The organism is Roseimarinus sediminis, from assembly GCF_050433125.1.
In the GTDB taxonomy this organism is placed as follows: domain Bacteria; phylum Bacteroidota; class Bacteroidia; order Bacteroidales; family Prolixibacteraceae; genus Roseimarinus; species Roseimarinus sediminis.
The window spans coordinates 14,492-27,920 of record NZ_JBNPXV010000013.1; the positions used below are offsets into that span (position 1 = coordinate 14,492).

Annotated in this window: 12 protein-coding genes; 7 read left to right on the forward strand and 5 right to left on the reverse strand. The window is 43.6% G+C overall.

The features are described from left to right. Window positions 1-26: 26 nt before the first annotated feature. The 4 genes from FHS86_RS15140 to FHS86_RS15155 form a co-directional block, all read right to left on the reverse strand. Complete coding sequence (locus FHS86_RS15140) at window positions 27-602, reverse strand: hypothetical protein (RefSeq protein WP_429415492.1); 576 nt, start codon at window positions 600-602, stop codon at window positions 27-29. Window positions 603-721: 119 nt separating this feature from the next. Continuing rightward, window positions 722-2,008: an MFS transporter gene (locus tag FHS86_RS15145; protein WP_429415495.1), complete on the reverse strand. Its 1,287-nt coding sequence runs from the start codon at window positions 2,006-2,008 to the stop codon at window positions 722-724. Between the two features lie 108 nt (window positions 2,009-2,116). Next, entirely contained in the window at window positions 2,117-2,686 is a 570-nt protein-coding gene (locus FHS86_RS15150) for a nitroreductase family protein (RefSeq protein ID WP_429415498.1), read from the reverse strand. 190 nt (window positions 2,687-2,876) lie between these two features. Then, window positions 2,877-4,205, reverse strand: a complete 1,329-nt coding sequence (locus FHS86_RS15155; protein ID WP_429415501.1) for a PhoH family protein — start codon at window positions 4,203-4,205, stop codon at window positions 2,877-2,879. A 125-nt stretch (window positions 4,206-4,330) separates the two neighbouring features. On the opposite strand from FHS86_RS15155, the gene FHS86_RS15160 reads away from it, so the two are divergent. The 6 genes from FHS86_RS15160 (at window position 4,331) to FHS86_RS15185 (ending at window position 10,874) form a co-directional block, all read left to right on the forward strand. Continuing rightward, window positions 4,331-5,611: a bifunctional folylpolyglutamate synthase/dihydrofolate synthase gene (locus tag FHS86_RS15160; RefSeq protein WP_429415504.1), complete on the forward strand. Its 1,281-nt coding sequence runs from the start codon at window positions 4,331-4,333 to the stop codon at window positions 5,609-5,611. 46 nt (window positions 5,612-5,657) lie between these two features. Further along, window positions 5,658-6,326, forward strand: a complete 669-nt coding sequence (locus FHS86_RS15165; RefSeq protein WP_429415506.1) for an AlbA family DNA-binding domain-containing protein — start codon at window positions 5,658-5,660, stop codon at window positions 6,324-6,326. Window positions 6,327-6,410: 84 nt separating this feature from the next. Next, the gene (locus FHS86_RS15170; RefSeq protein WP_429415509.1) at window positions 6,411-7,568 is read left to right on the forward strand and encodes an alkaline phosphatase; all 1,158 of its coding nucleotides are present in this window, start codon (window positions 6,411-6,413) and stop codon (window positions 7,566-7,568) included. A 196-nt stretch (window positions 7,569-7,764) separates the two neighbouring features. Beyond that, a complete protein-coding gene (locus FHS86_RS15175; RefSeq protein ID WP_429415512.1) occupies window positions 7,765-8,712 on the forward strand; it encodes a bile acid:sodium symporter family protein in 948 nt (315 codons plus the stop codon). A 222-nt stretch (window positions 8,713-8,934) separates the two neighbouring features. Continuing rightward, on the forward strand, window positions 8,935-10,284 hold the full coding sequence (locus FHS86_RS15180; RefSeq protein WP_429415515.1) for a 1-acyl-sn-glycerol-3-phosphate acyltransferase: 1,350 nt from the start codon (window positions 8,935-8,937) through the stop codon (window positions 10,282-10,284). Window positions 10,285-10,286: 2 nt separating this feature from the next. Further along, entirely contained in the window at window positions 10,287-10,874 is a 588-nt protein-coding gene (locus FHS86_RS15185) for a manganese efflux pump MntP (protein ID WP_429415518.1), read from the forward strand. A 94-nt stretch (window positions 10,875-10,968) separates the two neighbouring features. On the opposite strand, the gene FHS86_RS15190 is transcribed toward FHS86_RS15185, so the two are convergent. Continuing rightward, window positions 10,969-11,577 (reverse strand): riboflavin synthase, encoded by a 609-nt coding sequence (locus tag FHS86_RS15190; protein ID WP_429415521.1) that lies wholly within the window; start codon window positions 11,575-11,577, stop codon window positions 10,969-10,971. Window positions 11,578-11,914: 337 nt separating this feature from the next. On the opposite strand from FHS86_RS15190, the gene accC reads away from it, so the two are divergent. Further along, window positions 11,915-13,429: an acetyl-CoA carboxylase biotin carboxylase subunit gene (gene accC / locus FHS86_RS15195; RefSeq protein WP_429415524.1), complete on the forward strand. Its 1,515-nt coding sequence runs from the start codon at window positions 11,915-11,917 to the stop codon at window positions 13,427-13,429.

Genomic DNA, 13,429 nt, shown 5'->3' on the forward strand with positions numbered 1-13,429 from the left:
CCATACGACGCTCTTTTTGTGATTTTTTACTTGTACTGAATTGAATTCAAACATTGTACAAATGCCGCTTCTTCTTTATTGATCACCTCAACCGGTGCTGTCAGTTTTAAGAAATAAGGACCTTCGTCTGAAGGAACAATGGCTGCAAGCGTTCCATAACCGGCGGTTTCGGTAAAATCCTGGGCCATTGGGAAGGGCTTCAGTTTAAAGGTTCCGCTTATTTTAATTCCACTTACTCCGTCGGGATCCACTTCAAGTTCCCGGTATTCATCCATGCTTACAAACTGAGACTTCCACCGTTCGATATTGGCTTCAACCATGTTGTCCATATTTCCGAAATAGGAAACCACCACTTCATATTCGGGATGAGCCTTCAGTTTGAACTGGGTGATCCGCATTTCATTCGATGGTGCTTCCTCAAGCCATGCCTCAGGAATACGCAGGCTCACGTTGGACAATTGCAGTACACCCTGCTGAGCACTTTTGATTTCGCTCTTATTTAACGAACTCAACTCAACCATGGTGGAATCTTTGGGTGGTTTTTTTGAATTGCAGGCAGCAAAAACGATCAGTGCAAATACAATTAACAGAATCTGTTTCATATTGATTGGGTTTATGGTAAACTTTTGCCTTTTACAACAAATAGCTTGCACTGCGGTTCAATAAGAAAGCGGAAAGCCTTCAACAGCATTTCCGCTTCAAGTTGTTTATTATACAGAATTTACTCAGTACGCTCGACAAAGCCGCCCTTCAGTTTGGTAAACAAATAAATGGCCAGCATTCCCAGCAACAAATGAATGGCCAGTGTATACATCGTATATTCAGGGTTTCCAGCTTCTTCGAAACGCCCCATAATGGCCGTATACGTTCCACTTAAAATAGCACCGATAAAAGTAGCCAGGAAGTTGGTTCCCATGTAAAGGCCTGCCTTTTCCTTAGGGGCTATCCACATGATGTATTCCTGAATTCGCGGTGAAGAGATCATTTCACCAATGGCAAAAAGGAACACGCCCAGAAATACCAGACCATTGTAGGTGGTTACAGCAAGTCCGAGTACTACAAAACCGGTGGTCGCAATAAAGAGGCCCAGAATAAAGGCAGGAATGGCTGCCCTCTTTTCGAAGATGCGTGAAATGAGCAACTGAAAAATAATGATGATGTAACCGGTATGCGAAATGGCTTCGGCATTGATGCGCCACACACCATCGACCTCGCTGGCAATCAAAGCCTTTGTTATGCCTTCGCCAATAACATTCGACACGCCGTGAAACAACATGGCCGTGTCGAGGTAGTCGTTAATATAAATGGCAAGTACATTAAAAAAGGTCCAGAATGGAAGCCAGAAAAAGAGACCCAACAGAATCAGAAAGAAAGTAAATTTCCCGTCGGATAGTACGGTAAGGATGTCGTTGAATTTTTGTTTTAGTGTAACTCCTTCGTTTTCGCGCTCAGGCTCTTTGTAAAAGAAGATGGTAATTAACAGCATGATGGCAATGGCAGCGGCCGCCGTGTAAAATACATAATCCCAGCTCATGGCCCTGAGTTTTCCCATTACCAGCGGGCCAACCGAGGCTCCCAGGTTGACCATCATGTAAAAGATACCAAAGCCCAATGTTTTGTTCGTTGAATCGGTTGTAGCACGCACCGTGGCCGAAATGAGCGGTTTAAAAATACCTGCCGCAAACCCGATGGTGAGCATGGTAAGGGCGATACCTGAAAACGATTTAAAAACAATGAGCATCAGTATGGCCGGCAAATAGGCCAGATACGACACAATCAGCACCCGTTTAAATCCATACTTATCGGCAATGGTTCCCGAAAATAGGGGAATCAGATAACTGAAAGCAAGAAAAATACTTTGAATGGCACCCAGATCACCTTTCGAATAACCCAGCTTTTGTAAATAAATACCAAAGCCCATATAAATGCCGTAATAGGCAAAACGCTCAAAAATCTCGATGGTATTGGCAACCCAGAATACCTTTGGAAATGCAGTTCGTTTACTCATGTTGGTTGGTTTATGATTAATTTTCAAAAATGCAGGCATAATTTAAAAATAATCTTAGGAACAAACCAATGAGCTTTCACACCTTTGTTTTTGTAACCTGCTGCCGGCTTAAAGCGGGAGAATCAAATCACGGAGATCACGCTTGGGCACATGGTGCACTCCCTCATCGTCGCGCCAGTATTTATAATCATCATTTTTCATTGTTTCAAGCACTACCTTTTCGATGGGCTTCCCCAGTGCGATTACATTGATAATACTGTAACGGGGAGGAATTTCGAGCAGCGCGGCAAGGCGTGGCTTATTGATTGAGCGGAAGATACATCCTCCAAATCCGGCCTCAACGGCGCCCAGCAGGATGCTTTGTGCCGCAATCCCGTCGTCGCAGAAAAACTGCTTTGCAATTTCGCTATCGAGTACCTGAATGAGATAAGCCGAGGGCCTTTCCCCTTCAACGGGCCCAGGCCAGTCGCTAAGAAAACCGGCCCAGGCCAGGGTGGAAAATACTTTCTGGTTTTTACTTTCTTCGTTCGAAATAATGTATTTGATGCTTTGTGCATTTCGTCCCGAAGCCGAAAACCGGGCAAGGTCAATCAATTGTTCGAGTGTAGCAGTATCAACAGGGACTGACTGATCAAAACGGCGGTAACTGCGATTCTTTAGAATGAGATCACGTAACATGAGATTTGATTTTTTTTTCTGAAGGAAAGATAAAAAAAGTAAGGACCGGATAAAAGTAATTGTTTTGACCAACGATAACCTGCAATAGTGGATGTTTCCGATCCTTACTTGCTTTAAAACGGGCGGTATTTTCTTTTATTGTTATTTGAATTGAATCTCAATACTTAAATTTTGTTAAAACCGGGAATGCCTACAACAAATCACTGGCCAGTTCGGCCAGATAACTGCGTTCTCCTTTTACCAGATTAACATGGGCAAAAAGCTCCTGCCCCTTCATTCGGTCGCTCAAGTAGGCCAGTCCGTTCGATTGCTGATCGAGATAGGGTGAATCGATCTGATGCAGGTCGCCTGTAAACACCATTTTGGTTCCTTCGCCTGCCCTGGTAATGATGGTCTTGATTTCGTGGGGAGTCAGGTTTTGCGCTTCATCAATAATGAAATAAGAGTTGGAAAGGCTTCGGCCCCTGATATAGGCCAGCGCTGCAATAACCAGTCGTTCTTCCTTCACCATTTCCTCGATGCGGGTATTTTCGATGCTTCGGGGGTTATGACAATGTTTAATTACGGTGAGGTTATCGAACAGGGGCTGCATGTAGGGTCTGATTTTCTCATCGGCATCGCCAGGCAGAAATCCTATATCGCGGTTACTGAGTGCAACAATAGGCCTGGCCAGTAAGATCTGCTCATATACATTCGACTGCGCCAGTGCTGCTGCAAGCGCCAGGAGGGTTTTTCCTGTTCCCGCTTTGCCTGTTACGGCAACCAGCTTAATATCGGGATTCAACAAGGCATTCAGCAGAAAGGTCTGTTCAGCATTTCGCGGTTTGATCCCATAAGCCGATAATTTATCTACGCGTTCATATCGATTGCCAGGCTCATCGTAGCGTACCAGCGCCGAGGTATTGGGTCCCTTAAAAATAAAATAATCGTTGGCCCGCGATTTCACTTCTGTATTCAACTCATCGGCCGGAAGAAAGCGATTTTCGTACAGGCGGGCAATCATACTGTCGTCACAGTTCTCCTTAATATAGACTCCCTTATCGAAAATTTCGGGATTAGTTACCTTGTCGTTTTTATAATCTTCAGCATCAATGCCCAGCGACTTGGCCTTCATCCTAAGATTTATATCCTTGGTAATCAGCACTACTTTCTTATTGGGATGCTGTTCTTTAATGTGTTCGGTGATGGCAAGTATCCGGTGATCGGCAATGTCTTCCTTGAACGAGACTTTCAGCTTCTCAGAAAAGGGCCTGCCGGTTTCTATCTTCAATTTTCCTTTATTTGTACCCAGCGACAACCCCCCGTTAAAAAGATCATCCTTCACCAGATCGTCGAGCAAGCGAACAAACTCACGGGCCTGATAATTAAGCTGATCGCTTCCCCTCTTGAACTTATCCAACTCCTCGAGTACAACAATGGGAAGCACCACATCGTTTTCCTCAAAATTGAAAATACACTGATGATCGTGAAGTATCACATTGGTGTCGATGATGAAGATTTTGTTTTCCAGTTTGCTCATAGAATAAATTGTAGTGTTGGTGTAACTGAACGACGAATGTTTAAAAGTAAGAAAAAAAGTGGCCTATTTCTTTTTTCAATCGGGCTATTTTGGTGATTTTTGTAACAACTACCTGTTGATAAATAATGGACTATTCTGAAGCATTGCATTTCCTTTACGAGCAGCTGCCCATGTACCAGCGTACCGGACCGGCTGCCTATAAAAACAATCTCGACAACACCCTGGCCCTCGATCAGTTGTTTGCTCACCCACATCATGAATTTAAAACAATTCATGTGGCCGGCACCAACGGAAAGGGCTCGGTATCGCATATGCTTGCCTCGGTATTGCAAAGCGCCGGATACAAAACCGGGCTCTACACTTCGCCCCATTTAAAAGACTTTCGGGAGCGCATCCGCATTAATGGCAACATGATGAGTGAAGCGGCAGTAGGTAATTTTCTTGAGCGCTTTTTAAAGCTGAACGCCAAAAGCCAGCTCGAACCTTCATTTTTCGAACTCACTGTTTTAATGGCCTTCGATTATTTTGCCCGCGAAAAAGTCGATATCGCAGTGATTGAAGTCGGTTTAGGCGGACGGCTCGATTCAACCAACATCATTTCTCCCGAATTGTCGGTAATCACCAATATCAGCCTCGATCACACCAATCTTTTAGGCAATACCATTGAGCAAATTGCGGCTGAAAAGGCAGGAATCATTAAAAAAAATACAACAGTGGTGGTTGGAGAGTATCAGGAAGGCAGTGAAGCTGTTTTTAAGGAAAAAGCCAGGGCGCAAAATGCAAGACTGGTTTTTGCCGATCGGGAGTATGTACTCACCGGCAACCATGATCTTTCGTTCATGGTGAGCAATCAGTGTTCCATTGTTTACCGTAAACTGCAAACCGATTTAAAAGGCAGTTATCAGGATAAAAACCTGCTTACAGTAATTGCAGCATTGGCCGAACTAAAGCGCAGTAAGTTTAAAATTCCTGACGAGGCGGTAAGCGAAGGTTTAGCCGCTGTTACCGAAAAAACAGGTTTACAGGGACGCTGGCAGAAAATAGGAACAAAGCCTGATATTATCTGCGATACCGGCCACAACGAAGCAGGTATCAGTTACCTTGTTCAGCAATTGAGCAAGCACCCACACGACCAGCTTCACATTGTATTTGGTACGGTAAATGATAAGGATATCAATAAAATTATTAAACTTTTACCTCCCGATGCGCATTATTATTTCACGCGGGCCAACATCGAAAGGGCGCTCGATCCCGATCTCCTGGCACAAAAAGCAAGAAGCTTCGGATTCAATGGCACGGCATATCCCAACGTAAAACAGGCTTTTGATGCTGCCCGTAAAAATGCAGCAGAAAGCGATCTGATATTTGTTGGCGGCAGTACTTTTGTAGTAGCCGAAGTACTTTGATTGCTTAACACGCAAGGGCCTGTGTTGGCAGGAAAATTGAATGAAGATGAAAATGAAGATCAATATTAACCCGATATACCAGCTGATTGCTCAGGGCGAACATCAGCAGCAGGACTTTAAATACTGCATTAACGATTCCCGAAAAATTGCCCGTTCGCTGGTGGCCTTTGCCAATACCGACGGAGGTCGCTTGTTGGTTGGCGTGAAAGACAATGGAAAAATTGCCGGTGTAAAATCGGACGAAGAATATTACATGGTTGAAGCGGCAGCCAATATTTACAGTGAACCTAAAATTAATTTTGAAGTCCAGGAATGGTTGGTTGAAGGAAAAACAGTACTTGAAATTATTGTTCAAGCCAGCAGTAAAAAACCTCATTACGCCGAAAACGATCAGAAAAAATGGCTGGCCTATGTGCGACGTAACGATGAAAACATCCTGGCCAACAGGGTGCAGCTAAAAGCCTGGAAGCTAGAAAGAGACAGCAAAGGGCTGCTTTTCACCTATGACGAGCCACACCGCATGCTGGTTCAGCATCTTAGGGAAAACAATGAGATTACGCTTTCAAAATTCAGCCGTCTGGCCATGATTAACCGATGGCGGGCCGAAAATATTCTGGCCGAATTACTCCGCATGGAATGCATTCTGATAAAACCCGGTCAACAACCCGTTGTTTATTGTCTTAATCACGATTTTGATTTTGAGAAGTTGAATTAATTATTTAATGATAAATTAGTTAATATTGTGAAAACTATACATTACTGCAGATTGTATTGATTTGCTTGAAAATAAAACATAAAAATGAAAACAAAGAACATTTATCTCGCATTACTGGCACTCGTATTAAGCCCTGCCTTTTTAACCGCACAGGAAAACTACAAAACCATTTCGAAGGAGGAAACTGCACTGATACATCAAGGCTCAGCAGCTTATAAAGTAGCAGTATACCAGGAACCTGCAACAAACAAGAAACCCAAAAATGTAATTTTTCTCATAGGTGACGGAATGGGTTTGGCACAAATTCATGCGGGGTTTACAGCCAATCACGGCAAACTTTTTCTTCATAATTTCAGCCACATTGGTTTACAAACCACCCACTCGGCAAGCAACTACATTACCGATTCAGCTGCAGCAGGAACAGCGCTTTCAAGCGGACAAAAAACTTACAACGGTGCAATTGGCATGAATACCGATACCATTTCAATTACCAACATTCGGGAAGTATTCGAGCAGCAGGGACTGGCCACCGGTGTGGTTTCGACTTCGGCGGTAACCCATGCAACTCCTGCAGCCTTTGTTGCCCACCAGCCAGCACGATCGATGTACGAAGCCATTGCTGCCGATTATCTGAAAACCAACATTGATGTATTCATTGGAGGCGGGCTAAAACATTTTACCGAAAGAGCCGACGGACGTGATCTTACAAAAGATCTCGAAAAGAAGAACTATAAAGTACTACGGAATATTGAAGAACTAAAGAAAGCCTCCAAGGGAAAAGTGGCAGCATTGCTTGCTCCCGAACACATGCCCACCGTACTTGACGGGCGTGGTGACATGCTGCCATTGGCTACTAAAACTGCCATCAGCCTGCTTGAAGCTGATCCCGACGGTTTTTTCCTGATGGTTGAAGGTTCACAAATTGACTGGGGAGGACATCAAAATAACACATCCTACATTACAAGCGAAGTGCTCGATTTTGATAAGGCTGTTGGTGAGGCCCTGGCCTTTGCAGCCAGGGACAAGCAAACCCTGGTCATTGTAACTGCCGATCATGAAACCGGAGGAATGGGAATTAACAGTGGTGACTTCGACAGTGGCTATATCAAATCGGGCTATACCTCAGGCAGCCATACAGGAATCATGGTGCCAGTTTTTGCCTTTGGCCCGGGAGCGGAACAATTCATGGGCTTCTACGACAATACCGATATCCCTGCAAAAATAAAGGAACTACTCCGTTAAAATTAACCGGAAGAAATAAGTACCCTTTTCTATAAAATACAACTTGCTTTGTTTTTTTTACAAAGCGAGCAACACCGCACTCACAAAGGACCACGACTAAAAACATGGTCCTTTGTATTTACAAAAACAATTAGGCCTGTTATACAACATTTTTTTAGTGTGAAAAAATAGGTCTCACTCCTTTATTTTTGCTTCCATGTTTGAATCATTAGAGGCACTTGACCATGTAAGGCTTAACTTCAGTCAGGGTGGACTGTTGTTCCTGAACATTGCACTGGTAATAATTATGTTTGGGGTAGCCCTTTCGATAAAGGTAAACGATTTTAAAGCAGTCGTACAAAAACCAAAGCCGACCATTGTTGGCTACATTTCCCAATTCTTTTTGTTACCTGCGCTGACCTTTCTTTTGATTCTGATAATCAAGCCAACACCTTCGGTTGCACTGGGTATGATTATGGTGGCTGCCTGTCCGGGAGGTAATATTTCTAATTTTCTTTCATCTCTGGCAAAAGGCAACACGGCACTTTCGGTTACAATGACTGCACTGGCAACCCTCTCGGCAATTTTCATGACTCCCTTCAACTTTTCATTTTGGGGAGGAATTTATGTCAATTACTACAACAAACAAGGCGGTGCCTTCCTGCGTCCGCTTGAAATTGAACCGATGGAAATTTTCTTCACGGTTTTCGTTATTCTTGGCATACCGGTAATACTTGGTGTTTTATTTGCACAATATTTCCCCTCCATAACCAAAAAAATTGTGAAACCCATACAGCGTTTCTCCATTTTCTTCTTTCTGGTCATGGTGGTGATCATGTTGAAAAATAACTTCAGTCAGTTCCTTAGCAACATTCATCTAATTTTCATCATTGTGTTGCTGCACAATGCGCTGGCACTTGGCACCGGTTTTTCTTTTGCTTCAATTCTTAAGCTCAATCGCAAAGACCGCCGTTCAATATCAATCGAAACGGGCATACAAAATTCAGGGCTTGCGCTCACGCTGATGTTCAATCCCAAACTTTTTCCTGTTGACTTCGAGCTGGGAGGAATGGCTGTAATCGCTGCCTGGTGGGGAATTTGGCACATTATTTCGGGTTTAATCATGGCTACACTCTGGGGACGAAAACCGCTCGACGACGAGTAAGGCCTCAAAAAACAGAGTCCACCAAAAGCTCTTCCCTTTGGGCTTAAGCACTTTTTTTTAACTTGTATTTGGTGACTCAGGGCGCTTTGGCTATTTTTACCAGCATAATTGGGTAAGCACTTTCAACTTTTACCGGCCACTAAACATACCGGGCTTGTTTTCCTTAAAGGGAAGCATGCAGTTATTTGATACTGCCCATTTTATAAACCAACATCAAGCAGGATGAGAAATATGAAAAGGTGGTCATTCAGGTATGAAGTGCTCAAGTTTATTGCCTCCATCGTGCATCGGGCTGCACACAAATACTTCACTGTTAACGGGCTTGAAAATGTACCCCGGAATGAACCGGTAATACTCGCTCCCAATCATCAAAACGCCCTCCTCGATCCGCTTGCCATTATATTTTCGGGCGACCTTCAACCAGCCTTTCTTGCCCGGGCCGACATATTCAGAAACAAAGTCGTGGCCGGCATTCTTAACAAAATGAAAATTGCACCCGTGTATCGCATTCGTGATGGCAAGGATTCGCTTGAAAAAAACAAAGAAGTTTTCGAAAACAGCATCAACATATTAAAGACGAATCGTTTCTTGTGCCTCTTCCCTGAGGCGGCACACATAGGAATGAAAAGCATGATTCCTCATAAAAAGGCCATACCGCGCATCGTTTTTATTGCTGCCGAAATGACCAACTTTGAAATGGACATTAAAATTGTACCCGTAGGGATCAATTATACCCATTATTATCAATTCAGAAGAAGCCTCACCATCAATTATGGTAAACCGATCAGCTCAAAAGATTACTACGAAATCTACAAAAACGAAGGAGAATTAAAAGCATCGATTGCACTGCGTGATGCTATTTTTGAGGCCATGAAAGAGCTGGTGGTTCATGTGCCCGACAAACCGGGCTACGACCTCTACGACCAAGCATTTGCCATGATGCGACCCGAAGCCTACGAAAAGGCAGGAGTCAGGAAAAGCCTGAAAAACTTTGTCAAAGCCGAACAGCTACTCACCGAAAAAATATATTTCCGGCTTGAGAATAATGCTGAAGACAAGGAGGCCTTAATTGCCAAAGCCAAATTATACAAAAAACTAAAGGAGAAACTGGGGTTTTCGGAAGACGAACTGGAAAAGGGCTCCATCAATTCAGGAGAACTTTTACTGAATGCACTTTTGATTACCCTGCTAACTCCGCTTGGAATATATGGTGCAATTGCCAACGGGTGGTTGTTTTATCTCACAAGGTATCCCTATCGAAGCCGAATCAAGGATCCACAGTTTTGGAGTACTTTTTCCTTTGTTTTCAGCCTCGTTTTTTATCCGCTGTGGCTCATTGTTCAGTTTTTTATTTTACAAGCCTTCATCCCAGGTTGGGGTTTAGCCCTGGGAATTACACTTTTCTCAATCCCCAGTGGAATCATCGGATGGGAAACCGGACAAATGATTAAACGTAATTTCCGAAGAATTAAATACAAGCGACTGCTAAAAAGCAAAAACAAACACTTCCGCGAAATGCTCAGTTTGCGGAAGGAACTGAAAACCTATTACCAAAAAACCATCGAAGAATAGCTGTGGGAATTGTTACACTTGTATTGATCGCCATTAGTTTGTCGTTCGATTCGTTTGCTGCTTCGGTATGCAGCGGATTATCGATGTGCCGAAAACACATTCGTTTGACCGACACCCTGAAAATAGCACTTTCGCTGTCCCTTTTTCAGGCACTGATGCCCTTGCTTGGCTGGTATCTGGGCTCGGTTTTTAGTGAAGAAGTAAAACAGGCCGACCACTGGATTGCTTTTGCTTTGCTTACTTTCCTGGGACTAAGAATGATCATGGAAGGCAGAATTCCGCTTTCGAAAAGAAAAATAAAACATCCCACCCAATGGCGGGTACTACTGCCCATGTCGCTGGCGACCAGCATCGATGCCTTTGCCGTGGGAATCAGTTTTTCCTTTCTTGTCGAAAACATCTGGCTGCCCGTGATACTAATTGGTGCAGTAACCTTTGCCTTCTCGCTTTCGGGTCTTTACATGGGGCGAAAACTCGGTAAGAAAATGGCAGGCCGGGCCGAAATTGCCGGTGGAATCGTACTCATTCTAATCGGTATAAAGATCTTAATCGAACATCTTTATTTTAGTGTACCCGTATTAATCGATTGAATAGCTGGTAAGCCTTTCAACACCTAATTAGAGGTCTTCCCGGCTACAAAAAAAGGGGCTGCTGCCCCTTTAAGATTTTTGAAACGATTGTTCATTAGCTGTATTTCATCAACTTGCTTAAATACTTTCCAATAATATCAAATTCGAGGTTGACCCTGGTTCCGGCCTGAATGGTATGAAAATTCGTTTCATGGTAGGTATAGGGAATAATTGCCACCTGAAATGAGTTATCTTTTGAATTCACTACCGTGAGACTTACCCCGTTAACCGTTACCGATCCTTTCTCGACAGTCATGTAACCCTGACGGGCTTTTTCCTTATCAAAATCGTATTCAAAAGTGAAATACCAGCTGCCATCAGCTTCTTCAACCTTCCGGCAGGTGGCTGTCTGATCGACATGGCCCTGAACAATGTGACCATCCAAACGGCCATTCATCATCATACTCCGCTCAAGATTCACAAGACTGCCCGGCTCCAGATCGCCAAGATTCGACTTCAGCAGTGTTTCCTTGATGGCAGTTACCTTGTATTGCTTTGTTCCCTTATCAACTTCAACCACCGTTAAACATACTCCATTGTGCGAAAGGCTCTGATCGACCTTCAATTCATCAGCAAATGAACAACCAAGCGTAAAATGCACATTCTCCTGATCCTTTTCAATGGCCACCACTTTTCCGGCCGCTTCTACTATTCCCGAAAACATAATATTTTGATTTTGGATTTGTGTGCGAAATTATAAAAATAAACCGGGATTTCCGGATATAGATCAAGTGAGAATATACTTCATCCGACTAATCACCAAAATAATGAACACAAAACCCTATTGTTCAAAACTTAAAACCTTAAACATTTGTACGAAGCAATGCGTTAAAGTGTTGCGTTTAATGTTTAATAATCAAATTACAAGCATAAATAAACACCTAAATATCTTATAATGTCGGGATTAAAGCCCCGGTGACAAAAAAAATAAGATATCTGCATTCTTGGATATGTAGTAAGGGTGCGCTATTTTTTTGCTGTTAAAACTAAACCATTGTTCAATGATTAAAAAAGTCTTAGTGGCTAATCGAGGAGAAATAGCCGTAAGAATCATGAGATCGTGCCGCGAAATGGGAATTACCACAGTAGCGGTTTACTCCGAAGCCGATCGAAAATCACAACATGTGAGATATGCGCATGAAGCCTATTTCATTGGCCCTTCCCCTTCAAAAGAAAGTTACCTGAACATCGACAAAATTCTTGAAGTAGCGCTGGCTTCAGGGGCCGATGCCATTCATCCAGGCTATGGCTTTCTGTCGGAAAATGCCGAATTTGCCCGTCGGATTGCGGCAGCAGGGATACGTTTCATAGGACCAACACCCGAAGCCATTTCTTCGATGGGTGACAAGGTAACTGCACGAAAAATTATGATGAAGGCAGGTGTCAGCGTGGTTCCCGGTACGAACGAAAACCTTGTAAACGACGATGACATACACCGTGTTGCCGCTGAAATTGGCTATCCGCTCATGGTCAAGGCTTCGGCTGGTGGAGGTGGAAAAGGGATGCGTCTTGTGCGATCGGAAAAAGAACTTATCAGCTCTTATCGCATGGCCAAATCGGAAGCCAGTACAGCTTTTGGTGACGACACGGTATATATTGAGAAATACATCGAATCGCCTCACCATATCGAATTTCAGGTTCTGGCCGATCAGCATGGCAATGTAATCCATTTGTTTGAAAGAGAATGTTCGGTACAGCGTCGTCATCAAAAAGTGGTGGAAGAAACACCATCTCCCCTCATGACCCCTCAGTTAAGGGCAAAAATGGGAGAACAGGCAGTTGCGGCTGCCCGATCGGTATCGTATGTTGGAGCAGGCACTGTAGAGTTTTTGGTTGATAATGACCATAACTTTTATTTTCTCGAAATGAACACCCGCCTGCAGGTTGAGCATCCGATCACCGAACGCGTAACCGGTGTTGATTTGGTAAAACAACAAATCATGATAGCCGATGGAAAACCACTTCAATTAAAGCAGGAAGAACTCAGGCAGTTTGGCCATGCCATTGAATGCCGGATTTATGCCGAAGATCCCGACAACAACTTCATGCCCAGCCCGGGACTGATCAAACACATTACCGAACCACTGGGTCTGGGAGTGCGAACCGACGGATACGTATATGAGGGTTATGAAATTCCCATTTATTACGATCCCATGATTTCAAAGCTCATCGTTTGGGCTCAAACACGCGATGAAGCCATTCAACGTATGAAGCGGGCGTTGTACGAATACAAAATTACCGGAGTAAAAACGTCCATTCCTTTCCTTGAAAGAATCATGGATACGCCCGACTTTGTAAGTGGCAATTACGACACCCATTTTATTGCCAACAATGAGGAAATGCTGATGCAACGAAACGACTGCAATCAGGAATGCGAGGACATGGCCATTTTTGTTGCCTATCTCGATTACCTCGATAAACTGAAGTCGAATGCAACGAATTCTGTATCAGGCAATGGAGACACTTCTTCCTCATGGAAGGAATACAGCAAACGTCAAAATGTAATCCGAATTTAA